The 26,758-nt window shown below is 60.5% G+C and carries 25 protein-coding genes; 14 read left to right on the forward strand and 11 right to left on the reverse strand.

From position 1 onward, the window contains the following. Positions 1–75: 75 nt before the first annotated feature. Both mnmH and ACSSVY_RS10005 read right to left on the reverse strand, forming a co-directional pair. On the reverse strand, positions 76–1,110 hold the full coding sequence (mnmH, locus tag ACSSVY_RS10000; protein WP_454269408.1) for a tRNA 2-selenouridine(34) synthase MnmH: 1,035 nt from the start codon (positions 1,108–1,110) through the stop codon (positions 76–78). A gap of 149 nt (positions 1,111–1,259) precedes the next feature. After that, entirely contained in the window at positions 1,260–2,597 is a 1,338-nt protein-coding gene (locus ACSSVY_RS10005; protein WP_454269409.1) for an NAD(P)-binding domain-containing protein, read from the reverse strand. A 163-nt stretch (positions 2,598–2,760) separates the two neighbouring features. On the opposite strand from ACSSVY_RS10005, the gene ACSSVY_RS10010 reads away from it, so the two are divergent. Further along, a complete protein-coding gene (locus ACSSVY_RS10010) occupies positions 2,761–4,062 on the forward strand; it encodes an ABC transporter substrate-binding protein (protein WP_454269410.1) in 1,302 nt (433 codons plus the stop codon). A gap of 21 nt (positions 4,063–4,083) precedes the next feature. On the opposite strand, the gene ACSSVY_RS10015 is transcribed toward ACSSVY_RS10010, so the two are convergent. Then, a complete protein-coding gene (locus tag ACSSVY_RS10015) occupies positions 4,084–4,812 on the reverse strand; it encodes a FadR/GntR family transcriptional regulator (RefSeq protein WP_454269411.1) in 729 nt (242 codons plus the stop codon). 411 nt (positions 4,813–5,223) lie between these two features. Between ACSSVY_RS10015 and ACSSVY_RS10020 the strand changes: the two genes are divergently transcribed. From ACSSVY_RS10020 to ACSSVY_RS10045, 6 genes are all read left to right on the forward strand, one after another. After that, on the forward strand, positions 5,224–6,513 hold the full coding sequence (locus ACSSVY_RS10020; RefSeq protein WP_454269412.1) for an ABC transporter substrate-binding protein: 1,290 nt from the start codon (positions 5,224–5,226) through the stop codon (positions 6,511–6,513). Positions 6,514–6,582: 69 nt separating this feature from the next. After that, on the forward strand, positions 6,583–7,452 hold the full coding sequence (locus tag ACSSVY_RS10025; RefSeq protein ID WP_454269413.1) for a branched-chain amino acid ABC transporter permease: 870 nt from the start codon (positions 6,583–6,585) through the stop codon (positions 7,450–7,452). Continuing rightward, entirely contained in the window at positions 7,445–8,422 is a 978-nt protein-coding gene (locus ACSSVY_RS10030; protein WP_454269414.1) for a branched-chain amino acid ABC transporter permease, read from the forward strand. The genes ACSSVY_RS10025 and ACSSVY_RS10030 overlap by 8 nt, the downstream gene beginning before the upstream one ends. Next, complete coding sequence (locus tag ACSSVY_RS10035) at positions 8,419–9,186, forward strand: ABC transporter ATP-binding protein (protein ID WP_454269415.1); 768 nt, start codon at positions 8,419–8,421, stop codon at positions 9,184–9,186. Before ACSSVY_RS10030 ends, ACSSVY_RS10035 begins: the two co-directional genes overlap by 4 nt. Beyond that, positions 9,176–9,883 (forward strand): ABC transporter ATP-binding protein, encoded by a 708-nt coding sequence (locus ACSSVY_RS10040; RefSeq protein ID WP_454269416.1) that lies wholly within the window; start codon positions 9,176–9,178, stop codon positions 9,881–9,883. Before ACSSVY_RS10035 ends, ACSSVY_RS10040 begins: the two co-directional genes overlap by 11 nt. Then, positions 9,834–10,445, forward strand: coding sequence for a tetratricopeptide repeat protein (locus tag ACSSVY_RS10045; protein WP_454269417.1), 612 nt, complete (start codon positions 9,834–9,836; stop codon positions 10,443–10,445). Before ACSSVY_RS10040 ends, ACSSVY_RS10045 begins: the two co-directional genes overlap by 50 nt. Before the next feature lie 38 nt (positions 10,446–10,483). Here the strand turns inward: ACSSVY_RS10045 and ACSSVY_RS10050 are convergent, their stop codons facing one another. Beyond that, positions 10,484–11,338 (reverse strand): EamA family transporter, encoded by an 855-nt coding sequence (locus tag ACSSVY_RS10050; RefSeq protein ID WP_454269418.1) that lies wholly within the window; start codon positions 11,336–11,338, stop codon positions 10,484–10,486. Positions 11,339–11,483: 145 nt separating this feature from the next. On the opposite strand from ACSSVY_RS10050, the gene tdm reads away from it, so the two are divergent. Both tdm and ACSSVY_RS10060 read left to right on the forward strand, forming a co-directional pair. After that, positions 11,484–13,853, forward strand: coding sequence for a trimethylamine-oxide aldolase Tdm (gene tdm, locus ACSSVY_RS10055; RefSeq protein ID WP_454269419.1), 2,370 nt, complete (start codon positions 11,484–11,486; stop codon positions 13,851–13,853). Between the two features lie 45 nt (positions 13,854–13,898). Continuing rightward, positions 13,899–14,339 carry a globin domain-containing protein gene (locus ACSSVY_RS10060; protein ID WP_454269420.1) on the forward strand — a complete coding sequence of 147 codons (441 nt, stop codon included), beginning with the start codon at positions 13,899–13,901 and terminating at the stop codon, positions 14,337–14,339. Positions 14,340–14,598: 259 nt separating this feature from the next. Here the strand turns inward: ACSSVY_RS10060 and glnT are convergent, their stop codons facing one another. The 6 genes from glnT to ACSSVY_RS10090 form a co-directional block, all read right to left on the reverse strand. Next, a complete protein-coding gene (glnT, locus tag ACSSVY_RS10065; protein ID WP_454269421.1) occupies positions 14,599–15,927 on the reverse strand; it encodes a type III glutamate--ammonia ligase in 1,329 nt (442 codons plus the stop codon). A gap of 73 nt (positions 15,928–16,000) precedes the next feature. After that, complete coding sequence (locus tag ACSSVY_RS10070; protein WP_454269422.1) at positions 16,001–17,344, reverse strand: FMN-binding glutamate synthase family protein; 1,344 nt, start codon at positions 17,342–17,344, stop codon at positions 16,001–16,003. 11 nt (positions 17,345–17,355) lie between these two features. Continuing rightward, positions 17,356–18,033, reverse strand: coding sequence for a GltB/FmdC/FwdC-like GXGXG domain-containing protein (locus tag ACSSVY_RS10075; protein WP_454269423.1), 678 nt, complete (start codon positions 18,031–18,033; stop codon positions 17,356–17,358). Between the two features lie 2 nt (positions 18,034–18,035). Next, positions 18,036–18,932, reverse strand: a complete 897-nt coding sequence (locus ACSSVY_RS10080; RefSeq protein ID WP_454269424.1) for a class II glutamine amidotransferase — start codon at positions 18,930–18,932, stop codon at positions 18,036–18,038. Positions 18,933–19,082: 150 nt separating this feature from the next. Beyond that, on the reverse strand, positions 19,083–19,298 hold the full coding sequence (locus ACSSVY_RS10085; RefSeq protein ID WP_009818609.1) for a hypothetical protein: 216 nt from the start codon (positions 19,296–19,298) through the stop codon (positions 19,083–19,085). 11 nt (positions 19,299–19,309) lie between these two features. Then, positions 19,310–20,683 (reverse strand): ammonium transporter, encoded by a 1,374-nt coding sequence (locus ACSSVY_RS10090; RefSeq protein ID WP_454269425.1) that lies wholly within the window; start codon positions 20,681–20,683, stop codon positions 19,310–19,312. Between the two features lie 248 nt (positions 20,684–20,931). On the opposite strand from ACSSVY_RS10090, the gene ACSSVY_RS10095 reads away from it, so the two are divergent. From ACSSVY_RS10095 to ACSSVY_RS10110, 4 genes are read left to right on the forward strand one after another with little or no spacing between them, the layout of a single operon-like run. Continuing rightward, positions 20,932–22,077, forward strand: coding sequence for an aminomethyltransferase family protein (locus tag ACSSVY_RS10095; protein ID WP_454269426.1), 1,146 nt, complete (start codon positions 20,932–20,934; stop codon positions 22,075–22,077). Between the two features lie 55 nt (positions 22,078–22,132). Beyond that, positions 22,133–22,741: a dimethylamine monooxygenase subunit DmmA gene (gene dmmA, locus ACSSVY_RS10100; RefSeq protein WP_454269427.1), complete on the forward strand. Its 609-nt coding sequence runs from the start codon at positions 22,133–22,135 to the stop codon at positions 22,739–22,741. Then, the gene (locus ACSSVY_RS10105; RefSeq protein WP_454269428.1) at positions 22,738–23,724 is read left to right on the forward strand and encodes a PDR/VanB family oxidoreductase; all 987 of its coding nucleotides are present in this window, start codon (positions 22,738–22,740) and stop codon (positions 23,722–23,724) included. Before dmmA ends, ACSSVY_RS10105 begins: the two co-directional genes overlap by 4 nt. 13 nt (positions 23,725–23,737) lie before the next feature. After that, a complete protein-coding gene (locus ACSSVY_RS10110) occupies positions 23,738–24,805 on the forward strand; it encodes a heme-dependent oxidative N-demethylase family protein (protein WP_454269429.1) in 1,068 nt (355 codons plus the stop codon). 94 nt (positions 24,806–24,899) lie between these two features. Here the strand turns inward: ACSSVY_RS10110 and ACSSVY_RS10115 are convergent, their stop codons facing one another. Then, positions 24,900–25,547, reverse strand: coding sequence for a helix-turn-helix domain-containing protein (locus ACSSVY_RS10115; protein ID WP_454269430.1), 648 nt, complete (start codon positions 25,545–25,547; stop codon positions 24,900–24,902). Positions 25,548–25,696: 149 nt separating this feature from the next. On the opposite strand from ACSSVY_RS10115, the gene ACSSVY_RS10120 reads away from it, so the two are divergent. After that, positions 25,697–26,695: a GlxA family transcriptional regulator gene (locus ACSSVY_RS10120; RefSeq protein WP_454269431.1), complete on the forward strand. Its 999-nt coding sequence runs from the start codon at positions 25,697–25,699 to the stop codon at positions 26,693–26,695. Positions 26,696–26,758: the final 63 nt, after the last annotated feature.

Here is a 26,758-nt window from a genome sequence, read left to right on the forward strand (position 1 = left end):
AGCAACGTGCTTTAAAGCGTGCCGCGCCTTGATTCCGCGCGGGGAACTGGGGCCGATGTTTGCAATACCCCAAGCCTACGCGCTCTGAATCAAATCCTGTGCTGCCGCTTGCAGCGTGGCCTCTGACAAATCGGGCAAGTCCAAGGGGGTGATCCCTTCGGGGCGGGGTTTGCGGATGTAGCGCGGGTCGTAATGGGTCTCGATCAACTGCGCCACGAGGGTGGGAAAATCGCCTGTGGCGGCGAGGGCGCGCCACTGGTCCACTTGGGCGTGGCCGTGATACTGCACCAGCCGGCTGAGGATCGCGTCGAGCCGGTCGGGATCGGCGATGAGGTCGGTGTAATCGGCGCAGAGGTTGGACACGCGGGCGGCAAGGGGCACCTCGAGCCGGATCACAGGTGCGACACGCATGGCGCTGGTCAGCATGGGTGGCAGGTTGATCCGCCCGATGCGGGTGCTCTCGGCCTCGATATAGACCGGGCGCGTGGGATCGAGCCGGGCCATTTGGGCGGCCAGCGCGCTCTCGAATGATTTTTGCGAGGGTTGCCCGCCCGCGACGGGGCCAAAGACCGAGCCGCGATGGGCGGCCAGGTGTTCAAGATCGATCACTTGCGCGCCTTGGTCCGCGAGATGGGAGAGCAGATGGGTCTTGCCGGTGCCGGTGCCGCCGTCAATCAGCGTGATAGGAGCGGGAAAAGCCTCTTCATAAAGGGCGCCGGCGACCAGACGGCGATAGCTCTGATAGCCGCCCTGAATGGTCTCAGCCTTCCAGCCGATCTGTTGCAAAATCACGGTGAAAGAGCCTGAGCGCTGGCCACCGCGCCAGCAATAGACGAGCGGACGCCAGCCGCCGTGACGATCCGCAAGCGGGCCTTCAAGATGGGCAGCAGCGTTTCGGGCCACCAGTGCCGCGCCAATCTTGCGGGCGAGAAATCGGTCCTGTTGCACGTAGATTGTGCCCACGCGGGCGCGTTCCTCATTCGAGAGTGCAGGCAGGTTGATGGCTCCGGGAATGTGATCCTCGGCGAATTCGGCGGGGGAGCGCACGTCGATGACCTCGTCAAAGGGCAGGGCGGCCAGTGCCGCGAGACTATCGAGGGCAATCGGCATCAGGGAAAATCGGGATGAGGGCAATGGTGTGACATGGCCCTGTGCATGCGCTGCGCGACACCCAAGATCAAGTCCTGTCGCACCTGTGTGGCGTCGCGGGATGTGAAAAAAGTGGGCAGCGCGGGGCCGCCCACCTCAGTCAGGGAAGGTTAGTTCTGGAGGTAAACTTCGAGACTGTCATCAAGCGCGTCTTTCCAGGGCGTGTGGTGCATGGGCGCCATGGTGCCGGTGATGACGGATTTATAGGCGTTATTGCGGAAGCCCATGATGTCCTTCTTCTTGTGGCCTTTCCACTCCTTGAAGGCTTTGCAGGCACCTTCGACATCAAAGCTGGGATAGTCGGTCTCGTCGATCAGTTCCTTGACGTAATCGCCCTGATACCAGATCGCCGCGTAATCATCCTCGCCGGCGTCCTCGCGGGCCACGCGGTCGATCACATCCGCCTCCATCGTGGCCTGATCCGGTAGGGCGATGCGGCCCATGATTGCGTCGCGCACCCACCACGCCTGCGCGTCGAACATGTTGAAGGTGAACCACTGATCCTGCATGCCGAGGTAGAAGAGGGCCGGTTCGCGCACGAAGGCGACACCTTTGTAGAGGTCGGCGGTGGCGAGGCGATTGGCGGTCTTGAGTCGCAGATCGTCGGGCAGGAAGGGGAAATGGTGCTTGTAGCCGGTGCACAGGATCACCGCGTCCACGTCCTTGGTGGTGCCATCCTTGAAATAGGCGGTGTTGCCCTCGACCTTTTGCAGGAGTGGCACCTCTTGCCAGTTGTCCGGCCAGTTGAAGCCCATGGGGGCTGTGCGATGGCTGACGGTCACGGATTTGCAGCCGTATTTCCAGCATTGCGAGCCGATGTCTTCGGCGGAATAGCTGGTGCCGACGATGAGAATGTCCTTGTCCTTGAATTCCAGCGCGTCGCGGAAGTCATGGGCGTGCAGAACGCGACCTTTGAAATTCTCGAAGCCGGGGAAATAGGGGACGTTGGGCGTGCTGAAATGGCCCGAACAGACGATGACGTGATCAAATTCCTCGGTGTAGGTGCGGTCTTCGGGGAGGTGGCATACGGTGACGTTAAATTTATCACCGGCTTTTTCGACCCAGCGGACGGCGGTGGAGAAGCGGATCAGATTGCGCACGCCGGCCTTGAGCACGCGGCCTTCGATATAGTCGAAAAGCACGGCGCGGGGCGGGTAAGAGGCGATTTGCTTGCCGAAATGTTCCTCAAAGGAATAGTCGGCGAATTCCAGGCCTTCCTTGGGGCCGTTCGACCACAGATAGCGATACATGGAGCCATGCACTGGCTCGCCATACTGATCAAGGCCGGTGCGCCATGTGTAGTTCCAGAGCCCGCCCCAGTTGTCCTGCTTTTCGAAACAGACGATTTCGGGGATTTCGGCACCCTTGGTCGCTGCGGATTGGAAGGCCCGCAATTGGGCCAGGCCCGACGGTCCCGCGCCGATGATCGCAATTCGTTTTTTGGTCATGTAGCCCTCCAAGCTGGTATGGACCAATATTCTAGTATTGGTGCCTTTGGTCCATGCCAGACTGAGGTTGTGCCGGACCTGTTGTCAATAAATTTTCTCGCGAAGAATAAATTTTTCCCATGAACCGGGTGGCGCAGGGCCGCGAACCTGCTAGAAATCAAGCATGTCCAATTCCAGTTTCGCACAACGCCTGGCCATCAGAAGCGCTCTGCCCCGGTTTTCGGTCGGGATGCGCAAGACGTTGACCATCGGATTTCTTGCCCCCTTGAGCGGGCCGGTCGAATCATGGGGGCTGCCGGGGCTGAACGGCTGTCAGATTTGGGTGGATTGGCTCAACCGGGCGGGGGGCGTGCTGATGGGGGGGCGGCGATTCCCGGTGCGGCTCGAGGCTTATGATTGCGGCTATGACGGGGCGGATGCGCTGGCGGGCGCGCGGCAACTGGTGCAGACCCATGATGCGGCGCTGGTGATGATGCTGGGGGGCGATTCGTTCACAGAGGTGCGCGATTATCTGATGGGGCAGAAGGTGCTGACCTCATCCTTGCTGACGAGTGATCTGTCGCCGGACACGCCGTATCTGATCGCGCCGGGCGAATCGCTGCCGATTTACACGGTGACGGCGGTGGAATGGATCGCCAAGCACCGGCCGGAGATACGGACCGTGGCGCTCTGTGCGCAGACCGATGCGCTTGGCCTGCCCGCGCTCGCCGCGTACCGCGCGGCGTTCAAGGCGGTGGGGATCGAGATCGTCGAGGAAATCCGCTATGATCCCGGCACAGCTTCGGCCCCCGACGTTGTAGCGCCGATGTTGGCCGCGTCGCCGGATATGCTGTGCTGGTGCACGAGCTATACGCCGATGGTGCATGCGATGACGGAATATGCCTATCTTCAGGGGTATGGGGGCCAGATCCTGAGCTGCACGGCGGATTGCTATGAGCAGTTGATCGCGCTCACCTCGCCCGAATTCATGGAAGGGTTCCTGTTCCAGTTTCCCGATTTCGACGATCCGGCGCTTGCGGAAAAGGCGTTCTTCTTTAACCAGCCGCAGGTGTTCTATGAGGAATACAACAGAAGGTTTCCGGGCAGCTGGACGGCGGTGAGTTGGGAATATGCCGCCATCCTCGATATCTGGCAATCAGCGGTCGAGCGGGCGGGGACGGTCAATTCGGTGTCGGTTCTGGCGGCGATGCGGCAGTTGGGCGAGGTCAACCATGCCTTTGGCCCGGCGCAATGGTGGGGGCAGGATATGTTTGGCCTCGATCATACGCTGATCGGTGATTGGCCGGTGGTGCAAATCCAAGGCGGTAAGGCGCGGATTGTCGATTTCGGGTCAATCCCTGAGTGGCTGGCGCGGCACGAGGCGCTGTTGTGGGCGGAAATGGCCGCACTTGGCCAACTCTGGCATCAGCGGCACGGGCAGGGGGCGGGCAAGGCCTGTTTGGAGACGCGGCTGGTGGTGAGCTGACTCTGCTCGGCCTCCTTGTGCTCAGTCCTCTTGCAGCAGGGTCTTTTGTTCCTCGATCAGGTGCAGCTTGATGTATTCCACCGCAGTTTCGACGTCGCGGGAGGAAATCGCGTTGAAGAGCGCATTATAGCGTTTCTGGTAATCCTCGATGCGTTTGGGCGTGAGATGCCGCCGCATCATGGTGGAGCGGTGGGTCTGCAAGCAAGCCTCGATCGCCAGATCATAGCAGGAGGCGAGCAGCGGATTGCCGGTGCCCGCGGCAATCTTGCGATAGAATTCTTCTTCGCAGCTCACGAATTCGGCGGCATTGGTGCTGATTGCCTCCATCCGGGTGAGAATGTCGTCGAGTTCCATGATGTCGCGGGGGGTCATGTTGATGACCGCGAGGCGGATCATTTCCGGCTCCAGAATGCCGCGCACGACGAGGTGGTCGAGCGGGCTGGTGTTTTCGGCCAAGGCGCTGCGGTTGCCGGTGCGGCTGAGTTCGCTCTTATAGGTTACAAAGCTCCCAGAGCCTGCGCGGCGGCGGATGATCTGTCGCGATTCGAGCACATCGAGCGCATCGCGCACGGTGTTACGGGCGACGCCGAGTTCTGACGACAGTGTGCGCTCTGATGGCAGTCGCGCACCCTCGGGATACTCCTCGGATTTGATTCGGGCAAAGAGGCTGTCGATCACCACCTGCACGGTCGCCCCAACCGAATGTGTGGTGACGAGTTGCGCCGTGGTATTCGTGGTCTGACTGGCCATGATGTGATGTCCTTCGTCTGCTCCCTCGTCTGGCGCGAAGGCCGTTTGGTGGAAATCTAGGCGGAATGCATCGCCTTCACAAGTCGGACGGCGGGGTCATAGGACCAATTTTAACCCCTTAGAGGACCAGTTTTGCGGGGTGAAAGCCGTTATGTGCCAATTGCCCGCAAACTGATCTTGCTAAAATTCTGTGCGAATTGAAAGATTTGGCTCAGGAATCCGGTTTAATTATAACTCTAAGAAACAAATTTTCTTGTGAGTTGCACATCGCTTTGCTAGCCTTCCCTCGTGGGCCAAACCAATTTCGGAAACTGGTATAGTAACTGAGGTTGGAAATGAACCAAAAACAGGTCGCTCTTGGCTACTCTCTGCTGCGCGGATGGCGCGTGGCGCCAACAGTTGGAGGAACGCATGCTTTCCAAATTTATCGCTTCGGGGTTCACGCGACGGACCTTTCTAAAGACATCGGCGGCGGCAACCGCTGCGCTTGGCCTGCCGAAAATGGCGCTGGCGGCGGGAGAACCGATCAAGATCGGGTTTCTGGCGCCTTTGACGGGTGCTGTGGCGGCCTGGGGCAAGCCCGGTCTTGATGGCTGTGAAATCTGGGCCGAGCGGGTCAATGCTGCGGGTGGCATCACGCTGGCGGATGGGACGCATCCGGTGGAATTCGTGTCCTATGACAATGAATATGATCCGGCCAAGGCCCGCACCGGGGCGACCAAGCTGATCCGCGAGGATGGCGTGAGTTTCATCATGATGCTGGGTGGCGATACCTGGCCCGGTGTGCAGCCGGTGGCGGAACGTACGGGCATGCTCTTTTCGACGCTGCTGCCGTCGGATCTTTCGCCGGACAGCAAGACGCTCTTGGCACCTGCTGAGGTGCACCCGATCTACAACGTGACCGGGGTCGAGTGGCTGGCGCAGAACAAGCCCGAGTTGAAAACGGCCGTGATGTGCGCGCAGGACGATGCGCTTGGCCTGCCGTCGGTGGCGACCTATCTCGCGGCATTCGAGGCTGCGGGGATCGAGATGCTGGACGAGCCGCTGCTGTTTGATCCTGCGACGACGGATTTCGCGCCGGTGGTGACGCGGCTCTTGGCCAAGAACCCCGATATCATCTGTCTCGACACCTGCTATTCGGATTATGTGCACCCCATCGCAGAGCAGTTGTTCCAGCAGAACTTTGGCGGGCAGATCATCAGTTGCACGGCGGATTTCTATGACCAGATGATCGCCAAGACCTCGAAGGAATTCATGGAAGGGTTCATTTTCCAGTTCCCGGATTTCGATGATCCGGCGCTGAATGCGGAAACCGTGAATTTCGAAGACCCCAACGGGTTCTATGCCGAGTACAACAAGCGGCATCCCGGTCAGTGGGGCGCGGTGAGCTGGGAATACGCCTCGATCATGGATCTGTGGAAAGCTGCGGCGGAAAAGGCAGGCTCTGCCGATCCCGAAGCGGTGATCACAGCGATGCAGGACGGGCCCGGCAAGCACGCCTTTGGTGATGCGGAATGGTGGGGCGAGGAACTCTTTGGCATCAACAACGCGCTGGTCGGTGATTGGCCGGTGGTGGCGATTGAGAACGGCAAGGCTGTGATCAAGGAATTCCGGTCCATTCCCGATTGGTACAGCCGGCATGGCGATCTCTTGATCAAACATATGCAGGCCTATGGCCAGATGTGGGATCAGCGGACCTAAGACCGGCACACGAACAGCGCCCGGGACGCGGGCGCTGTTTCTTCTTCTCTCTAAAATTCGAGCATTCCGATGATGGAACTCCTGGCGCAGACCGGCCTGAACGCCGTCTATGCAGCAAGCTATATTTCTTTGGTCGCGGTCGGCCTCGTGCTGATCTTTGGGGTGATGGGTGTGGTCAATTTCGCACATGGCGAGTTGTTCATGGCCGGTGCCTATGCGGTGGTGGCGCTCTATGCCGACATGCATCTGCCGTTCTTTGTCGCGGTGCCGATTGGCATGGTGTTCGTCGGCATGTTGGGCCTGCTGATGGAATGGGGGCTGTTTCGACCGCTCAAGGATAATCCCTTGGGCGGGCTGGTGGCCTCGATCGGGTTCCTGATGATCCTGCAATCCCTGGCGGTGATGGGGTTTGGCGTGCGGATGGAGCATATCCCGCCGGTGACGCAAGAGGTGTGGCGGATCACTGACAAGGTGGGTGTGCCGGTGGCGCGGCTCTATGTGATTGTGGCGGCTGTCGTGCTGTTGAGTGCGCTGTGGTATTTCCTCAAGCGGACGCGGTTTGGCTGGGCGCTGCGCGCCTCGGCGCAAGACCCGGAGGCGGCGGCGTTGCAGGGGATTTCGATCACGCAAACGGCGCGGATTGCGATGTTTATCGGTGCGGCACTGGCTGGGGTTGCGGGCGCGCTGACGGCGCCGCTGGTGTCGGTCAACCCGCATATGGGGCATTCGGTGATTGTCACGGCCTTTATCGTCATCATCGTGGGCGGCGTCGGATCACTGGAAGGGGCGATCGTCGCCTCGGTGGTCTATGCCTTTGTCCACACCTTCGTGACAACCTTTTCGGATGGGGTGCTGGCCGATATCGTGGGCTTGTCGCTCATGCTGGTGGTGCTGATCGTCAAACCCACCGGATTGTTCGGGAGTGCGGATCGTGCTTAAGCCGTTGATGTTTCTCTTCGGCGCGGTGGCGCTGATTGCCTTGCCGCATGGGTTGAGCTTTTCCCAGCAGGAAATTCTGGTCTTTCTGGTGATCAATATCCTCTTGGTCACCTCGTATCGGCTGCTGACGCTGACCGGCGAATGGTCACTTGGGCATGTGGTGATCATGGGGGTGGGGGCTTATGCCTCGGCGCTGCTGACCAAGGAATTAGGTGTGGCCGTGCCGGTGGCGATGTTCCTTGGCGGGATCACATCGGCGCTTTTGGCGGTGCTGCTGTCGTTTCCGCTCTTTCGGATGAAGGGGTTCTACTTTCTCATCGGATCGTTTGCCGCGGGTGAGATCATCCGACTGATCTGGAAGCGGTTCCGCGAGCCATTCGGCGGCGTACGGGGGATTTCGGGGATTGATCCGATGCCGGATTTCTCGCTTGGGTTTTACAGCTTCGATTTCTTCGAGCCGGTATCCTACTATTATTTTGCCGGGGTTATTGTCTTGGCCTGTCTCTGGGTGCTGTGGCGGATCGAGAAATCACCCGTGGGTCTGACCTTTCACGCGGTGCATTGGCAGGACAAGCTGGCGCAGGCGTCGGGGGTCAACCTGCGGGCGTATCGGACGTTGGCCTTTGCCATCGCCTCGGGCTTTGCCGGCATCGCCGGTGCATTGCAGGCACATTACGTGGGTACGGTGAACCCCAACTCCTTTGACATCGAGGTGATGGTGTTTGTGCTGACATGGGCCATCGTGGGAGGGACGACGACCTTTTACGGCCCCATTCTGGGCTGTGTTCTGCTGACTGTGATCAATGAGATCGTGCTGCGCGGAATGGGGTTCGAGCAGGCGCGGCCGCTGATTTACGGGGCGATCATGATCCTGTCTATTCTCTTTCTTCCCAATGGGTTGGAGAGCATTGTTCAAAAGTTCCTGCCACGTAGGTCCACAGCTAAATCCGACAGAAAGGCCGCGATATGACCGATTTTCTGGAAATGCGCGGGCTGACCATGCGCTTTGGCGGGTTGATGGCGGTGGATGGGCTGTCGTTCAAGGTGAACCATGGCACGATTCACGGTTTGATTGGTCCTAATGGCGCGGGCAAGACGACCACGTTCAACATGATGTCGGGGTTCTATACGCCGACGTCTGGTCAGATCCTCTTGCGGGGCGAGGATATATCCGGCCTTGCAATGCATGAGGTCGCGCGGCGTGGCGTGGTGCGGACGTTCCAGCATTCGACGTTGTTTGCCGAACTGACGGTACTGGAGAATGCGCTGGTGGGCACGCATATGCCGTTCCGACCCAATATCTTTGCTGCCATCATCGGTTGGGATCGCGAAGATCGTCGTGGGGCAGAGGCGCGGGCGCGAGAGGCGCTTGAGTTCTTTGGTCTGAGCGATCTGGTTGAAGAACGTGCTGGGGATCTCTCGCACGGGCATCAGCGTGCGCTCGGGCTGGCGGTGGCCTATGCGAGCCATCCCGATGTGATGCTGCTCGATGAGCCCTTTACCGGCATGAACCCCGAGGAAACCCGGCAGATGATGGAGTTGATGCGCCGTCTCAAGGCGGATGGGATCACGATCCTCTTGGTCGAGCATGACATGCAGGCGATCATGGGGCTCTGCGATACCATCACCTGCATGAGCTTCGGCAAGTTTCTGGCCGAAGGGGGACCTGCGGAAATACGCCACCATCCGGCGGTGATCGAGGCCTATCTGGGAGGCGCACGCCATGTTGCTTGAGATGCGCAAGATCGCCGTCAACTATGGCAAGATCAACGCGATACGCGACATTTCCATTGCCGTGCCCGAGGGCAAGATCGTGACGATCATCGGCGGCAATGGCGCGGGTAAGACCACGACGCTGCGCGCGATGTCGGGAATGGTGCCGATTGTGGCGGGCGAAATCCTGTTCGAGGGCACGCGGATTGACCATTTGCCCGCGCATAAGGTGGTGGCGCATGGCATTGCGCATGTGCCCGAGGGGCGGCGGATTTTCAAGGACATGACGGTCGAGGAGAACCTGCGCACCGGCGCGTTTCTGCGGCGCGACAAGCCCGAGATCGAGCGCGATCTGGATCAGGTCTATGACCGCTTTCCGCGTCTGCGCGAGCGGCGGGGGCAGCGGGCGCAGACCATGTCGGGCGGCGAGCAGCAGATGTTGGCGATTGGTCGGGCGCTGATGTCAAAGCCGCGCCTCTTGCTGATGGACGAGCCGTCGATGGGGCTTGCGCCGGTGATCGTCGAGGAAATCGCGCGGATCATCGAGGAGATCAACGCGCAGGGCCTGTCGGTCGTGCTGGTGGAGCAGAATGCCGAACTGGCGCTGGAACTGGCGCATCACGCCTATGTGTTGGAAACCGGAAACACCGCAATGGAGGGCCCTGCCCATGAGCTACGTGGAAATGAACATGTTCGCGCCGCGTATCTGGGGCTTTGAGCGCGGCGACACCGAAATGCGGGTGGCGCGCGAAGCGGGCTGGTCGCGGGCCGATCTGGTCTGGGAGCGGCTGACCGAAGCGGGCTGTGCGGCCTATATGGCGGGCGACCGGGCGGGGGCCGCGCGACTGCTGCGGCGCGCGGGATGGGTGGCACGGCTGTTCTTCAGCGCGCAGGATATGCGGCGGGCCACGAGCCTTGCCAATCTGGCGGTTCTGGCGCGGGATGCCGGACAGGGCGCGCGGGCGGAAGCCTTGCAAAAGCAGGCGCTGAACCTCTGGCGGCGCGCACCTGAGGCGGTAGGTGGGATCGTGTTCAAGCCACGCAGTCGGTCGTCGCTCTTTCATCTGCGGATGGAGGCGCTGCACCGCGACACGTTCCACGACAACATGCGCAAGCGCTATCGCGCCATTGCCGCCGAGAGCGATCAGGCGTTGCGGCGATTGCTGGCAGGCGCGCGGCGTGAGCGGCCGATCTGTGCGCGCTGGCGGGGGGAAAAGCCGCCCGTGTTCGATGACGGGCGCAAGTTTCTGGCGGCGGCGCTCTTGATTGCCGAGGGCTGAGATTTTTTGAGTATTTGAAGAACGATGAACGGCGGGGGTTAGTGCCCGCCGCCCAAGATGCCGATGGCGGTAAAGACGCCCAGCACCGCCAGCCATTGCGAGCCGCGCAGGCGTTCGCGCAGGAAGATGGCCGCAAAGAGCACGGTGATCACGCCAAAGGTCGAGGCCCCGATGGCCGCGAATTCGGGCCGCGCGGTCTGGCCTGCGCCGATCACGCAGCCAATGGCCAGCGCGTCGAGCGTGCCCATCAACAGAAGAAGCGGCGCGTGACGGTGGCTGAGCGCAAGGGGCGCGCGCAGGGCCAACGCAAAGCCCAGCACCACCACAAGAGCCGCCGCGCGGGTGGGGGCCAAGAGCAGCAATTCGCCCCCCGTGGCGGTGGCCTTATGCCCGATGGCGAAGGTGAGGGCAAAGCCCAAGGCCGCCAGCAGCGACCAGGCGATAGCGGGCAGGGGGCTGGCGGGGGCCTCGGCAGGATCATGGCCTGCATCGCTCTGGGCGATATAGGCCACGCCGCAGATGATGAGGCCGACCATGATCCACTCGAGCGCCGTGGTGGGCGCGCCATTGAGGCTGGCCCAACCCACGGAAAGAATCGGATAGGCGCCGATCACCGGGGCCACCAGCCGCACCGGGCCGATGGCAAAGGCGCGGTAGAGCGCTGTGCCGCCGATGCCAAAGAAGACGCCTGCGAGCACGGCAAGCCAGATGTCGCCGCCGTTTGGCGTTTGAAGCCCCGTATAGGCGCTGATGGGGGTCACGATCATGAGACCAAAGGCCAGAACCCACACCAGCGGCGCGAAAATCCCGTTATTCTGGCTGACGTAGCGGACGCAGACATCATGGGTGCCCCAGGCGAGCGCCGCGACAAGGCCAAGGATCAGAGCGGTCATGCGGGATTTGGTCCTTGGGTCATGGCTGAGAATTCCGGGGTTGGTTCGGGTTTGATGTTGCTGGCAGGCTCACGTTGCGATATTCTTATTGTTAAATAAATATTCCGCTTATGCAAATATCTTGCAGGGAAAGAGGAGGACCGCAGTGTTGGAAATGCGCTATCCCGAGGTCAAGGCCGGGCCGCCCCGACCCAGTGTGATTGTCGAGCCGCGGGTGTTTTCCCTGCCGCCCGGAACCGAACGCTATGTGGTCGAGGGGGCCGGTGCAATCCTGATTCGCGTCGAGGCGGGCGACCGCTTGCGGGTGGTGAATACCGAAGGCGGGCAGCGCTGCGAGATTGTGACGGCGGGGCCGGATGGGGCGATTGATCCCGGTATCTTGGGCGAGGCGGGCACAGGCGTAGCGGCTGGGTTGAAGGCGCTTTTGTCTGGGTCCGAGACATCCTTGCGTGGGTTGCGCATGGGGCTCGGGGCGCGGGGGATTGATCTGGCGCGGGCGCGCTCGGTGGATCTCTTCGAGGGGAGCAGCCCGGCAGGAACCGAGGCGGAATTCACCGTGCGGCGCGACGGGGTGGTGGTGATTGCCGCCCCCGGTGGGATCATGGATTTCGCGGCGCAGGATACCGCGACGCCGCTCACGGTCTGGGTGACGCGCGCCACGCTCAAATCCGCGGCACGCTTTGAATTGCCCGATCCTCTGGCTGATCCGGTGACGGATTTGCGGGTGCATTCGGCCACGGCAGAGGCCTATTTCGTGAAGGCGGGGGATTATATCCAGATCCTTGATGTGGACGGGCGGCAATGCACGGATTTCCAGTGTTTCGCCGCGCGCAAGCTCGACAAGGGGATTGAGCATGCGCTCGATGTGACCACGACGCGGACGCTGATGGGCCATGCCTATCCGATGCCCGGCCTGCATGCGAAATATTATGATCAAGAGATGTTGCCGCTGGTCGAGGTGGTGCAGGACACGGTCGGGCGGCATGATGCCTTTGCGCTGGCCTGTGCCGCGAAATACTACGACGATATCGGCTATCCGGGGCATGTGAATTGTTCCGACAATTTCAACGCGGCCCTTGCCCCGCATGGGGTGACGGGGCGTGCGGGCTGGATGGCGATCAATTTCTTCTTCAACACCGGCATTGATGCGCATGGGGTGATGTATACCGACGAGCCCTGGACGCGGCCCGGCGATTATGTGCTCTTGCGCGCGCTGACGGATCTGGTCTGTGTGAGTTCGGCCTGTCCCGATGACACCACCGCCGCAAATGGCTGGAATCCGACCGACATTCACGTCCGCACCTACAGCGGCAAGGAAACCTTTCAAAGATCGGTGGCCTATCGGCCCACCCCCGACGCGGAGCCAAAGATGACCAAACAGACAGGATTCCACCCGTGTTTCGCGCGGTTCACCGAGAATTTCATCGAATACAACGGGTATTGGCTGGCCAGTGCCATGTCGAGCGCCGGACCGATTGCCGAATATCACGCGTGTCGCCAAAAGGCGGTGGTGCTTGACCTGAGCGCGCTGCGCAAGTTCGAGATCACCGGGCCGGATAGCGAGGCGCTCTGCCAATATGTCTTTACCCGCGACATCAAGAAACTGCCGGTGGGCGGTGTGGTCTATACCGCGATGTGCTATCCGCATGGCGGCATGATCGACGATGGCACCGTGTTCCGGCTGGGTCAGGACAATTTCCGCTGGATTGGCGGGAGTGATTATGGCGGCGAATGGCTCCGCGAGAAGGCGCAGGAACTGGGGCTGAAGGTGCTGGTGCGGTCCTCGACCGACATGCAGCACAACATCGCCGTGCAGGGGCCGGAGAGCCGGGATCTCTTGAAAAAGGTGATCTGGACCGCGCCGCACCAGCCCAAGTTTGAAGAGCTGGGATGGTTCCGCTTTGCGCCTGCGCGCATTGGCGATCACGACGGCATCCCTGTGGTGGTCTCGCGCACCGGCTATACGGGCGAGTTGGGCTATGAGATTTTTTGTCACCCCAAGCATGCGGTCGAGGTCTTCGATGCGGTCTGGGCGGCGGGCAAGGATCATGGGCTGACACCCATGGGACTCCAGGCGCTCGACATGGTGCGGATCGAGGCGGGGCTGATCTTTGCGGGCTATGATTTCAGCGACCAGACCGATCCTTTTGAGGCAGGCATAGGGTTTACCGTGCCCTTGAAGTCGAAGCCGGATGATTTCATCGGGCGTGAGGCGCTCATTCGGCGCAAGGAGCATCCGGCGCGGGTGCTGGTGGGCCTCGATATCGACAGCAACGTGGCGGTGGGCCATGGCGATTGTGTCCATATCGGCCGGGCGCAGATCGGTGAGGTGACATCCTCGATGCGCTCGCCGCTTTTGGGCAAGAATATCGCGCTGGCGCGGGTAGATGTGGCGCATCATGCGGTGGGCACAGCCGTGGAGATCGGCAAGCTCGACGGGCAGCAAAAGCGGTTGCCCGCGCAGATCGTGCCCTTTGCCCATTACGATCCGCAAAAGACCAAGCCGCGCTCTTGACTTGCGTCAAGGCGAGGGCTGTGTCCGGCTGAGAAACTGGCAGGTATGAGCACGGCACTCGAAGATATGGGCGGCGAAGAACGGCTGCGGGACCTGGTTCGGACGTTCTACGACCGGATGGAAGGGGACCCTGCCGTCTATCCGCTGCACCGGCTGCATTTTCGCGGTCATGGGCTGGAGCATACGCGCCAGACGCAGTTTGAATTCCTGTCCGGGTTTCTGGGCGGGCGCGCCTATTACCGCGAACGGTTCGGGCATATGGACTTGCGCGAGATTCATGCGCATGTGCCGATCCGGCAGGCGGATGTGACCATGTGGCTCGAGACATTCGACGCGGCCTTGCGCGATGAGGGGATGGAGGGTCCGGTGGTCGAGCGGTTTCGCGCGGTGCTAAACCGGGCGGCGCATATGCTGATCAACGAGGTGCCGGATTGGCGCGTCGAGGCGGATCGGACGGGGCAGGGGTGCCCGGTGTCGGGGGCGTGAGGGGGCTGCATCCAAGAGGTGAGCCGCGCAGGGCTTGTCCGCCGGGGGGGCGCAGCTACAGAAGTTATTGGCATTTTATGCCTGCCAAGTCTTTTGCGGTTTCCATGACATGAAACGTTGCAAAAGCGCCCGCCCGAGGGGGCGGACGAGCGCTGCGCGGCGGTGCCTGCGGCACCTTGATTCCGCGCATTCTTTCACGCTCGAACAATAAAGCCCGCGCAATTTCTCGCGCGGGCCTGTTGTTTGGTGCGCTGCGCGCTCAGATGTCGAGCGTGTTGTCGCGCTCCCATTTGGTGAAATGGCTGACAAAGGAATTCCATTCCTGCCGTTTCAGCTTGAGATAGGCGGCGGAGAAATCCTCGCCCATGGTGGCCTTCAGTTCCTTGTCCTTGTCGTATTCGCGCAGGGCGTCGAGCATGTTGAGCGGCAGCTTGGGCGCGCCGCGCACCTTGTGGCCGTCGGCATACATATCAATATCGTGACGCTTGCCCGGATCGGCCTTGGAGCGGATGCCCGAGAGACCCGCCGCGATGATGACCGCCTGCAGGAGGTAGGGGTTGACCGCGCCATCGGGCAGGCGCAATTCGAACCGGCCCGGGCCGGGGACGCGCACCATATGGGTGCGGTTGTTGCCGGTCCATGTGACCGAATTGGGGGCCCATGTGGCACCCGAGATGGTGCGCGGCGCATTGATGCGTTTGTAGCTGTTCACGGTCGGGTTGGTGATGGCGGCCAAGGCGCTGGCGTGTTTCATGATGCCGCCGAGGAAATGCTTGCCGCGTTCCGACAGGCCCACTTCGCCGGTCTGGCCTTCGCCCTTGCCTGCAAAGACGTTGGTTTTGGCCTTTTTGCCGGGGCCATCCCAGACCGAGATATGCGCGTGACAGCCATTGCCGGTCATGCCTTCGATGGGTTTGGGCATGAAGGTGGCGCGGAAGCCGTGTTTTTCGGCGACGGATTTGGTCATGAATTTAAAGAAAGAATGTTTATCGGCAGTGTCCAGCGCGTCGTCATATTTCCAGTTCATCTCGAACTGGCCGTTCGCGTCCTCGTGGTCGTTCTGATAGGGTTCCCAGCCCAGTTCGAGCATGTAGTCGCAAATCTCGCGCACCACGTCATAGCGCCGCATCACCGCCTGCTGGTCATAGCAGGGCTTGCCGCTGGTATCGAAAGGATCGCTGATCTGATCGCCCTCGGGGGTCAGAAGGAAAAATTCAGCCTCGATGCCGGTTTTGACATGCAGCCCCTCGGTGGCGGCCTCTGCGATCAGACGGCGCAGCACGTTGCGGGGGGCTTGGGGCAGGTCCTTGCCGTCCATCACGCAATTGGCGGCAACCCAGGCCACATCGCGTTGCCAAGGCAGTTGGATCACCGAGGCAGGGTCCGGCACGGCCAGCATGTCGGGATGCGCAGGCGTGAGATCAAGCCAAGTGGCAAAGCCCGCGAAACCGGCACCGTCCTCTTGCATGTCGGCAATCGCCTCTGCCGGCACCAGCTTGGCGCGCTGTCCACCGAACAGGTCGGTGTAGGAAATCATGAAGTATTTTACGCCCTTGTCCTTGGCAAATTTCGCCAGATCACTGGTCATTTTTTCAGTCCCTGTTGTCATGTGTTGTCGGATATCGAGGGGCGTGGCCGGTTAGGCCACGCCGGATCGGGGATCAGAAGCTGGTGCCGGGTTTGCCGGGCCACCAATCGGTTCCGGCAAGTGGCACCTTTGCCATGGCGGCGGCCTCCATCGTCACGGCGCAGAGATCCTCTGGCTCGAGATTGTGCAGATGGCTCTTGCCGCAGGCGCGCGCGATGGTCTGGGCCTCGAGCGTCATCACCTTGAGGTAGTTGTTGAGGCGGCGGCCCCCTTCGATCGGGTCAAACCGCTTCATCAACTCGGGGTCCTGGGTGGTGATGCCTGCCGGGTCCTTGCCTTCGTGCCAGTCGTCATAGGCGCCTGCGGTGGTGCCCAGCTTGTTATACTCGGCCTCCCACTTGGGGTCGTTGTCGCCAAGGGCGATCAGCGCTGCCGTGCCGATGGCCACCGCATCCGCGCCAAGCGCCATGCATTTGGCCACATCGGCCCCCGTGCGGATGCCGCCGGAAACAATGAGCTGCACTTCGCGGTGCATGCCCAGATCCTGAAGCGCGCGAACCGCCTCACGGATACAGGCCAGAATGGGCTGGCCCACGTGTTCGATAAATACGTCCTGTGTCGCAGCTGTACCGCCCTGCATGCCGTCGAGCACGACAACATCTGCCCCCGCCTTGACCGCAAGCGTGGTGTCGAAATAGGGGCGTGCCCCACCGATCTTGATATAGATCGGCACTTTCCATGCGGTGATCTCGCGCAGTTCCAGCAGTTTGATTTCCAGATCGTCCGGCCCGGTCCAATCCGGGTGACGGCAGGCCGAGCGTTGGTCGATGCCCTTGGGAAGGTTGCGCATCTTGGCCACGCGGTCTGAGATTTTCTGGCCCAGAAGCATGCCGCCGCCGCCGGGTTTGGCGCCTTGGCCCACCACCACTTCGATGGCGTCAGCGCGGCGCAGGTCGTCGGGGTTCATGCCATAGCGTGAGGGCAGGTATTGATAGACCAGTTTCTTGGAATGGCCGCGTTCTTCGGGCGTCATGCCACCGTCCCCGGTGGTGGTCGAGGTGCCAGCCAGCGTTGCACCGCGCCCCAGAGCCTCTTTGGCGGGGCCGGAGAGCGCGCCAAAGCTCATGCCCGCGATGGTGATCGGGATGTCGAGATGAATGGGGTTCTTGGCATAGCGGGTGCCGAGCGTCACCGAGGTGTCGCAGCGCTCGCGGTAGCCTTCGAGCGGGTAGCGCGAAATCGACGCGCCCAGAAACAGCAGGTCGTCGAAATGCGGCAGCTTGCGTTTGGCTCCGCCACCGCGAATGTCATAGATGCCGGTGGCTGCCGCGCGGCGGATTTCCGCGTTGATCGACTGCGTGAAGGTCGCCGATTGGATCGGCTGGGTGCGCGGAGCGCCGTGGGTCTCGTCTTTCATGGTCTGAGCCCTCAGTATGCGTTGTCAGGTTTGAAGTTATAAAGCTGGCGGGCAGAGCCGTAGCGCTTGAACTCTTCGGGTTTGGCATCGCAGCCGCCACGTTCCAGCAAGTCGGCTAGAATTTCCAGATGTTCGGGGCGCATTTCCTTTTCGATGCAATCGGCACCGAGGGATTTCACGGAACCGCGCACGAAGAGCCGCGCCTCGTAGAGGCTGTCGCCCAGGGCGTCACCGGCGTTGCCACAGACCACGAGATTGCCCGATTGCGCCATGAAGGCGGACATATGGCCGATGTTGCCATGGACGATGATGTCGATGCCCTTCATTGAGATGCCGCAGCGCGACGAGGCATTGCCCTTGATGATCAGCGTGCCACCATTGCCGGTGGCACCGGCGTATTGGCTGGCGTCGCCTTCGACGATTACGGTGCCGCTCATCATGTTCTCGGCCACACCCGGACCGGCAGAACCATGCACATGCACGGTGGCCTGTTTGTTCATGCCGGCGCAGTAATAGCCGGTCGAGCCTTTGACATGCACCTCGATGGGGGCATCAAGACCGACGGCGATGGCATGGCTGCCGCGCGGGTTGACGACATCCCAGCTGGTTTGGTTGGTTTCGGCGGCCTGCGCCTGCAGGGTCGCGTTGAGGCTGCGCAGCCCTTCGGCTGCTAGGTCAAATGTCTGCATGTTCAGTGCTTCCAGAAATAGACGGTTGCGGGCTCGGGTTCCCAGACGCGGGCGTCTTCGATGCCGGGCAGGTTGACGAGGGCGCGATATTCGCTGCCAAAAGCCACATATTGATCGGTTTCGGCCATGACGGCGGGTTTGCAGGCGATGGGATCGCGGACCACGCCAAAGCCGTCCTCAGTGCCGACGACGAAGGTGAAGAACCCGTCGAGATCCACCAGCGAGCTTTCCAGTGCCTCACCCAAGGTCGCGCCTTCGCGCATTTTCCAGGTGAGATAGGCGGCGGCCACTTCGGTGTCGTTCTGGGTTTCGATGCGCACGCCTTCGCGCAGCAGTTTGCGGCGCAGGGAGTTGTGATTGGAGAGCGAGCCGTTATGCACGAGGCACTGATCAGCCCCGGTGTTGAACGGGTGCGCGCCCATGGTGGTGACGGCTGATTCGGTGGCCATGCGCGTGTGACCGATGCCGTGGCTGCCGCTCATCGAGGAGATGTCGAAGCGGGCGGCGACGTCCTTGGGCAGGCCGACTTCCTTGTAAATCTCGATGCTCTCGCCTGCGGACATGACACGCACGCCGGGGGCGATGCTTTCAAGTGCCGCACGCGTCTCGGCGGCCTTGTCGACGGGGAAATCCAGCACGGCATGAGTATCTTTGCGAGTAAGCGTGACCGGCGCGCCGATCTCGGACGAGAGGCGGTCTGCCAACCCGTCGAAATCCTTGGCTGCCGCATCCGATTGGACGGTCAGCTTGCTGTGACCCGATTGCGCCGCGCCGTAGATGGCGATCCCGGCACTGTCGGGACCACGGTCGGTCATGGTGATCAACATATCCGTCAGCATGCTGCCAAGCTGAGGTTCAAGTGCTTTGTCTTTCAGGAAAAGTCCGACAATCCCGCACATTCGCGTTTGCTCCACTTTGGTGATTCTGCCCGTCAGGGCGTGCCTAGGTCCGAGGCTAACATCGGGCTCGGGATGCTGCAACTGAAATGAATAAAAGTTTCCTAAGGGTAATTTGCGCGAGCCGAGATGGCCCGCGCAACTCCTGAACACTCAGTAGCGGTCGAGATGTTTGCGGACCTTCTCGGGATCGCCCATCTTGCGTGCCTGCTCCAGGTGCTCGCCCTCGCGGACGAACTGGATTCGGTGCCATGCGAGCCAGAAGATCACGCCGACCACGGTCATCGGGATTTCCCAGCCTTGGAAGGGGTAGATAGCCCCGACATCGGCCAGATCAACGGCCCATGATTCGTATCCGATTGTAGACATGTGCCTTTTCCTTATTCTGCGGGGGTTGCTTTGGTCGAGAGATAGGCCTTGTCGGCCTCGATGACCTGAACGATTGCGTCCTCATAGGCATGGTGCTCTGCGTAATCGAGACCCTGCAATTCGACCTCGACCGGGATGCGCAGCACGCCAGCGGCGGCCTGCATCTTGGACACCACAAAGGCGGGTACAAAGCCCAAGACAAAGAACATGATCACCGCGCCAAGAGTATTTCCCAGCGGATTGATCGTGGCATAGCCCTCGAACGGCGAGGACGGAGCGCCCCAGAGAATGAAGCCCGCGAGAATCAGACCGACAACGCCGGCATATCCGTGGACCGCGACTGCGCCGACCGCATCGTCGAGCTTGAAGCGGCGTTCGACCCAGTGGTGGAGTTTGTAGACGATCACGACACCGGTTGCGCCTACCAGCATGGCCTGAATCGGGTGGTAAAGGTCATTGCCCGCAGACGCGGTGATGATCCCGGCGAGACCGCCCGAGAAGGTCCAGAAGGCATCGCCCTTGGACACCACATAGGCCGCCATCAGACCGCCCGAAAGCGACATCAGGAAGTTGAAGGTGATGGCCGACAACGAGGTTGGTGCGAGGTAGATATTGGTGGCCGTCCAAGTGGTGCCGGTGATCTGGCCGCCGATGACTTCGGGCGAGATGAGCGGTACGTTGCACGCGGCATAGAAGCCCCAGAAGCCGGTATAGATCAGGAAGATCCCGATGGTGAGCATCCAGGGGTTATGCGGCGGGATGTCGCGCGGGGTGCCGTCGGCGGCGAATTTGCCAATCCGCGGTCCCAGAACCATGATCACGCCCAGAGCATAGCCGCCCGCGATGGCATGGATCACGCCAGAGGCATAGGCATCGTGATAGCCCAGATATTTGACCATCCAGCCGCCATAGTGCCAGCCCCAGGCCGCGTCGATGATCCACCAGACAGAGCCGATCAGCACCGCATGCACCCAGAGCGCCGAGGAGCGAATCCGCTCGATCACAGAGCCGGAAACGATTGAGGCTGCCGTCCAAGAGAAGAGCAGGAACGCCGCCCAGAACACGCCGGTAATATGGTCATCAAGATTGGTGGCCATGGTCGGCGACCACGGCAGATTGGCGCTGGCCATCTCATGGTCAAGTCCGCCGAAGAAGGGGAACATCGGGAAGGCCCAATAGATCCACCATCCGAAGAAGAAGAAGGTCACGGTGACCAATGGAATCACCATCACGTTTTTCATCAGCGTGTGCATGTGGTTGCGGCGGCGGCTGGCGCCCACCTCGTACATGCAAAAGCCGACATGGATTAAGAACATGAAGACGACCGTCACCCAATAGTAGAATTCGGTGAAGATGGTCGTCAACGCATCAAGGTTGCCGTTCATCGCACTCTCCCTGTTGTGCTGTTTGTTGTTTTATTGGTGGTGAAAACTTTTTCTTCGAAGGGAGGCAAAGATTTCGGTCCCTGTCAACAAGTTTGACGTGGATCGGTGATCAATTCTCTGGTCGCTCGAAATTCAGGCATGGATGGCAGGGATATTCCCGTCAGGAAAATAATCTGCATGAAAGTATTGATTTTTGCTGCGATCTAGGTCTGAATATCGTCAAACATAACACCGATAGGGAGCCGGCCATGGCAATCATCTATAGAACTTCCGCGCTTGCACCGCGTCATACCGAAATCGGGGGCGAGCTGACTGACTGGAACGGGATGGGAACCGCATGGTTCTATGACCACACGGACGAACGCGCCGAGGCGGATTATCTCGCGGTGCGCACCAAGGCAGGTCTGATGGATGTGTCGGGACTCAAGAAAATACATCTGGTGGGGCCACATGCCGCCGCCGTGATTGACCGTGCCACAACGCGCAATGTCGACAAGATCATGCCGGGACGCGCGGTCTATGCCTGCATGCTCAACGATGCCGGAAAATTCCTCGACGATTGCGTGATCTACCGGCTGTCGGTCAATCACTGGATGGTGGTGCATGGCACCGGCACCGGCCACGAATCGCTGGCGATGGCCGCCTATGGCAAGAACGTCGCGATGATCTTTGACGACGATCTGCACGACATGTCGCTGCAAGGGCCGGTTGCGGTGGATTTCCTCGAAAAGCATGTGCCGGGGATTCGCGATCTGGCCTATTTCGGCATTCTGCAGACCAAGATTTTCGGTCTGCCGGTGATGATCTCGCGCACGGGTTATACGGGTGAGCGTGGGTACGAGATATTCTGTCAGGCGCGGCATGCCCCGCAAATCTGGGATCAGATTCTGGAGCATGGCAAGGAGATGGGCATCGTGCCGGTGCAATTCTCGACGCTCGATCTGTTGCGCACCGAGAGCTATCTGTTGTTCTATCCGGGTGACAATTCCGAGACCTATCCGTTCAAAGATGACATGTGTGGCGATAGCCTGTGGGAATTGGGTTTGGATTTCACCGTATCGCCCGGCAAGACCGGATTCCGGGGATCAGAGAACCACTATGCGCTCGAGGGTCGCGAGCGGTTCAAGATCTATGGCGTGCGTTTGGACGGCAAGAAGCCGGCCGATATGGGCGCGCCTTTGCTCAAGGATGGAGAGGCTGTGGGCGTGGTCACATTTGGGATGAATTCCAATCTCAATGGGCATAATGTCGGCATCGCCCGCATGCCGGTCGATTGCGCCGTACCCGGCACCAAGATGAGCGTGCGGTATGCGGATGGCACCGAGGTTGCCTGTGTGGCCGAGGAAATGCCGTTCTACGACAAGGACAAGGTGATCCGCGCGGCCAAGGGTTAACCCCTTGGCCCTCGGGCCTTTGGGCCAAAAGACGCGAAAGGGAGCAGACGCTAAGATGTCGAAATTCCAGTTTCCGGAGAGTATCACCAGCCGCCCGGTCTATGGCACGCTGGCCCCGCGACCGGGCAAGGCGCATTTGATGATTGCCGATGCCGAGGGCGCCGAGGCGATTCTGGACTTGGCCGCGCAGGAAGGCGGCCTGATGGCCAAGACGCATATCATCTATATCCCCAAGGGGACTGGCGAGACTTATGTGGAGAAACTGCGCGCCCTCAAGCCTGCACAGTTCTACGTCGGTCCTAGCTATCCGGCCTCGGTGCAGCGTCTGCGACGGGTGCTGTCGGATGCGCATATGGGGCTGCAGGTCTATCTTGCGGGCACCGAGGGGCTGATGGGGCAGGCGATGAACGAGGCGGTAACGGCGGGCATTCCGCATAGCGCCATTCAGACCGAGCATCGCGGTTCGACCGCGCGGCGGATGCAATGCGTGCATTGCAAGGGCATCACCGAGGATGTGACCACCGATCCCTTTGTCTGTTCGCATTGCGGTCTGAACCTCTTTGTGCGCGATCACTATTCGCGCAGGCTGGCCGCGTTTCAGGGGGTGTGCATCGACGCGGAAGACCCCGGCAATGTCCCCCCTGCGAAGGAGATATATTCATGAGCGCCGCCCCCCAGAAGGCCCGCGCCGGGGCTGAAAAGATCGAGGTGGTTGTGGCTGCCGTGGTGCCGGTGAATGACTTGGTGACGCGCTTTGAATTACGCCGTCCGGATGGGGCGGAGTTTCCACCCTTTTCAGCGGGCGCGCATACGGTCGTGGAAATGCACGACGAGGGGCGCACACGGCTGAACCCCTATTCGTTGATGTCGGACCCCGGTGATCGGTCGCTCTATGCCATTTCCGTGCGGCGCGATGATGAGGGGCGCGGTGGGTCGCTCTATATGCACCGCCATGTGAAGCCGGGTGACGCAATGACGATCACCTATCCAGTCAATCTCTTTCCGCTCGATCTGCGGGCGCGCAAGCATGTGTTCTTTGCCGGGGGCATCGGAATCACGCCGTTTATGGCGATGATCGCGCAGTTGGAGCAATCCAACGGCAATTGGGAATTGCACTATGCCTGCCGGAATGCAGCCCTTGGTTCCTATGCGGATGAGTTGCGGGGTAAATACTCCAACAAGGCGCATATCTATTACGACGATCAGGAGCAGGCGATTCCGCTGGATGATCTCTTGAGCGGGCAGCCTCTGGGCACGCATATCTATGTCTGCGGTCCCAAGGGGATGATTTCTTGGGTCATGACCCGCGCGGCCACGCTTGGCTGGCCGGACGAGGCGGTGCATTCCGAAGAGTTTCTGGCACCGCAACCCGGCGTGCCGTTTGAGGTACGGCTCTGCAAATCCGATCTGGTCATTCAGGTGGGCGAGCACGAGAGCCTGCTGGAGGCGATCGAGCGGGCCGGGGTCGATGCGCCCTTCCTCTGTCGCGGCGGGGCCTGTGGTCAGTGCGAGACCGATGTGGTCGAGTTGGACGGCGAGATCGTCCACCGCGATCACTGGCTGGACGATGCAGAGCACGCCAGCGGCAAGAAAATCATGCCCTGCGTCAGCCGTTTCATCGGCAAGACGCTGGTTCTGGACCGGTAAGGAGCCACGCGAGATGACCATTCAGTTCAACAACGAGACCTTCCGCGACGATTATTCATTCCGCAATTCGGCGTGGGCGATCAAGCGGTTCCCGTTCCCGTTCCACGAAGACAGCTATATGTATTCGGTGAATATGGAGCAGCATCGCGGCGGGCCTGCCGGATCGGTCTATGAAAAGCGGTTCGATGTGGACGAGCATTACCTGTCGGAAATGGCCGACCGGGCGCTGGTGCTGGCCGATGATCCGCTGCGCTGTCAGTCCCTGCCGCATATGACGCTGGCGGGATGGGACGTGCTCGAGCTCATCATGACCTGCAAGTCCGAGGATTATCCCGACCTTTTTGAGTTGCATCGCGACGGTAACAGGTGGCGGTGGATCAACAAGCCGATGGGAATCGACCACAGCTTTACCTTTCTGGACGAGACCACGCTGCCGCAGGGACCGTTGGAGTATATTACGCGCCAGACCCAAGGCGATTTCGCGGTGTTGGATCAGCGCGACGAGATGCTTTGGATGGATGCGGGGATGATTACCACGCAGGCCGACTGGTCGCTCGATTTCGACATCGGCATGAATTTCTTTGAATGGCATGCGCCGGTGCCCTTGGCGCATGAGATGGGGATTTTCCAGCGCGCGTTGAAATTCCTGCTCAATGTGCAGCAAGGCGCGCCCGCGCGGCGGCTCAACTGGACGATGACGGTCAATCCGCTGCTCGATACCAGCCCCGAGAATTATCACAAATGGGGTGTGCAAAAGACCACTCTGACGCCCGAGAATATCGGCGCGAAACAGCATTTGCGGGTGGAATTGCAGACGTTTTTCCGGCTGCCGCGCTCCAATGCGCTGCTGTTTCCGATCCGGTGCTATCTGATCGCGTTTCAGGATGTGGTGAGCGTGCCGAAATGGGGCCGACGTTTGCACCGGGTGGTGCGCGATCTGCCCGAGGAGCTGGCGACCTACAAAGGGTTCATCGCCAATCGTCCGTTGATGATCGAGTATCTGAGCCGGTTTGACGATGGCCTGCCCACCAGCCCCGGTATCTGGCCGGATCTGGAGACGGAGCCACCGTTGCAGAAATAAGGCGCATTTGGCGACCGGAACTCTGAGAAAATTCCGGACAAGGAGCTTTAAATCTTCTTGGGAGGGCAGGGGGCGAGCGTCCGGCGTGCCGGCGTCAACTTTTCTGCGGGTAGCTGATGATGGACAGATACCGTATCGGAAAACGGATCAACTGATCCGGCCCATGCGGGGAGTCGGCGTCGAAAAAGAGCGTGTCGCCGGGCGTGAGATGGTAGGTTTCGTTGCCATGGCGATAACCGACCTCGCCTTCGAGCATGTAGATCATCTCGATCCCCTCATGCTGAAAGGTCTTGAACGTGTCGGATTCGGAATTGAGCACGATGAGATAGGGCTCGACCATGACACCGCTGCTGTTCGATCCGATGTGGCCAAGGAGACTGTATTGATGGCCTGCACGGGTGCCTGCGCGCTCGATCTCGACGCCTTGGCCGGCCTTGGTATGGACTGCCTCACGGCGCTCTTCGTATTCCTTGAAAAACGCGGTCAAGGGCACTGAGAGGGCGCGCGCCAGCGTTTGCAGCGTGGTCAGCGAGGGCGAGGTATTGCCGTTCTCGATCTTGGAGAGCATGCCGATGGAGAGTTCGGTCATGTTCGAAAGTTCGGCCACGGTGATGTTCTGTTTCTTGCGATAGGCGCGCACCTCGCGGCCGATGGCAACTTCGAGCACTTTCTCGCGTTCGTCGCGCAGTTTGTGAGGATCCTGAGTCAGTTTGACCAATTTTGCGGGTTCCATGATGCTCATTGCTTTCCTCTCGGGTTGTAATTCGGGGCGTTTCGAATTGCCAGATTGTTCGTAAGTTTCTCGATGTACTTCACCATATTGCATAATTTTTTCCCAAGTGGAAAATGTTACGTAGAGACAAAGCAAGGTCTGACAAGAGGCAACTGACGATGACAGAGCGTGTGATCCGGGTGGGGTTCCTGATATTTCCGGGATTTCCGATGTCTTGTCTGACCTCGGTGATCGAGCCGCTGCGTGCGGCCAATGAAATTTCGGGGCGGCATACCTTTGCCTGGGACCTGATAGCCGAAGGAACCGAGCGGGTGATCTCAAGTGCCGGGATTGCGTTTGAGCCCAGTCACAGCCTCGCAGATACGGCGAATTGCGATTATCTGCTGCTCTTGTCCGCGCCCACCAGCGTGTTTGCGGAGCGCCGTTCACCTGCTCATTTGCGGCGCGCGGCGCGGCACGGGACCATTCTCGGCGCAATCAGCGGCGGGGTGTTTCCACTTTTGCGGAGTGGTGCCGTGGGAGATGCGGCTTTGTCGGTGCATTGGTGCTACGAGGCGGCGTTCCTGGCAGAGTTTCCGGGCGTGCCTGCGTCGGATCAGGTGATCGAGATTACGCCGCGCTGTGTCACGGCCTCGGGCGCGGCGGCTGCGTTTGATCTGGCGTTGCATATGGTTGAGACCGAGCTTGGCGCGGGGATCGCCACCGAGGTGGCGTGTTGGTTTCAACATCCAATGATGCGCAAGGCCGGGGTTCAGCAGATGGTGCCGGTCCTTGGAGAAGGTAGCAAACAGGAGGATCTTCACCCCATCGTTGCGCGGGCGATCGACCTCATGGCGCGGCATATGGCGGTGCCCATTTCCATGGCAGAGGTGGCGGAGAATCTGGCGATCACGCCGCGCCATCTGGAGCGTAGTTTCAAGCGGGCGACGGGGCAGAATCCGACCAATTATTACCGCGCCATGCGGATGAAGGCAGCGCGGCAAATCGTGATGTATTCCAACGACACCATGGCGCAGATTGCCGAAGCGGTGGGTTATGCCAGTTCCAAGGTGCTGGTGCGGCATTACCGCGAGGCGTTTGGCATCTCGCCGCGTGAGGATCGTCAAAGGATCAATCTCACGCGGGTGAAGGGCAATCTGCCGGTGCCCTCGGTGTGAGCGCGGCCCTTTTCAGGTCCTCAACTGAGCCGCCAATGGGGTGCCCTATTGGTGGTCACCGGA

Source organism: Roseovarius sp. MBR-51, assembly GCF_053628575.1.

Excerpts from the sequence above, each read along its gene's own strand:
- mnmH (WP_454269408.1), bottom strand. The coding sequence starts at position 1,110 with ATGCCGATTGCCCTCGATAGTCTCGCGGCACTGGCCGCCCTGCCCTTT.
- ACSSVY_RS10005 (WP_454269409.1), bottom strand. The coding sequence starts at position 2,597 with ATGACCAAAAAACGAATTGCGATCATCGGCGCGGGACCGTCGGGCCTG.
- ACSSVY_RS10010 (WP_454269410.1), top strand. The coding sequence starts at position 2,761 with ATGTCCAATTCCAGTTTCGCACAACGCCTGGCCATCAGAAGCGCTCTG.
- ACSSVY_RS10015 (WP_454269411.1), bottom strand. The coding sequence starts at position 4,812 with ATGGCCAGTCAGACCACGAATACCACGGCGCAACTCGTCACCACACAT.
- ACSSVY_RS10020 (WP_454269412.1), top strand. The coding sequence starts at position 5,224 with ATGCTTTCCAAATTTATCGCTTCGGGGTTCACGCGACGGACCTTTCTA.
- ACSSVY_RS10025 (WP_454269413.1), top strand. The coding sequence starts at position 6,583 with ATGATGGAACTCCTGGCGCAGACCGGCCTGAACGCCGTCTATGCAGCA.
- ACSSVY_RS10035 (WP_454269415.1), top strand. The coding sequence starts at position 8,419 with ATGACCGATTTTCTGGAAATGCGCGGGCTGACCATGCGCTTTGGCGGG.
- ACSSVY_RS10040 (WP_454269416.1), top strand. The coding sequence starts at position 9,176 with ATGTTGCTTGAGATGCGCAAGATCGCCGTCAACTATGGCAAGATCAAC.
- ACSSVY_RS10045 (WP_454269417.1), top strand. The coding sequence starts at position 9,834 with ATGAGCTACGTGGAAATGAACATGTTCGCGCCGCGTATCTGGGGCTTT.
- ACSSVY_RS10050 (WP_454269418.1), bottom strand. The coding sequence starts at position 11,338 with ATGACCGCTCTGATCCTTGGCCTTGTCGCGGCGCTCGCCTGGGGCACC.
- ACSSVY_RS10060 (WP_454269420.1), top strand. The coding sequence starts at position 13,899 with ATGAGCACGGCACTCGAAGATATGGGCGGCGAAGAACGGCTGCGGGAC.
- glnT (WP_454269421.1), bottom strand. The coding sequence starts at position 15,927 with ATGACCAGTGATCTGGCGAAATTTGCCAAGGACAAGGGCGTAAAATAC.
- ACSSVY_RS10070 (WP_454269422.1), bottom strand. The coding sequence starts at position 17,344 with ATGAAAGACGAGACCCACGGCGCTCCGCGCACCCAGCCGATCCAATCG.
- ACSSVY_RS10075 (WP_454269423.1), bottom strand. The coding sequence starts at position 18,033 with ATGCAGACATTTGACCTAGCAGCCGAAGGGCTGCGCAGCCTCAACGCG.
- ACSSVY_RS10080 (WP_454269424.1), bottom strand. The coding sequence starts at position 18,932 with ATGTGCGGGATTGTCGGACTTTTCCTGAAAGACAAAGCACTTGAACCT.
- ACSSVY_RS10085 (WP_009818609.1), bottom strand. The coding sequence starts at position 19,298 with ATGTCTACAATCGGATACGAATCATGGGCCGTTGATCTGGCCGATGTC.
- ACSSVY_RS10090 (WP_454269425.1), bottom strand. The coding sequence starts at position 20,683 with ATGAACGGCAACCTTGATGCGTTGACGACCATCTTCACCGAATTCTAC.
- ACSSVY_RS10095 (WP_454269426.1), top strand. The coding sequence starts at position 20,932 with ATGGCAATCATCTATAGAACTTCCGCGCTTGCACCGCGTCATACCGAA.
- dmmA (WP_454269427.1), top strand. The coding sequence starts at position 22,133 with ATGTCGAAATTCCAGTTTCCGGAGAGTATCACCAGCCGCCCGGTCTAT.
- ACSSVY_RS10105 (WP_454269428.1), top strand. The coding sequence starts at position 22,738 with ATGAGCGCCGCCCCCCAGAAGGCCCGCGCCGGGGCTGAAAAGATCGAG.
- ACSSVY_RS10110 (WP_454269429.1), top strand. The coding sequence starts at position 23,738 with ATGACCATTCAGTTCAACAACGAGACCTTCCGCGACGATTATTCATTC.
- ACSSVY_RS10115 (WP_454269430.1), bottom strand. The coding sequence starts at position 25,547 with ATGAGCATCATGGAACCCGCAAAATTGGTCAAACTGACTCAGGATCCT.
- ACSSVY_RS10120 (WP_454269431.1), top strand. The coding sequence starts at position 25,697 with ATGACAGAGCGTGTGATCCGGGTGGGGTTCCTGATATTTCCGGGATTT.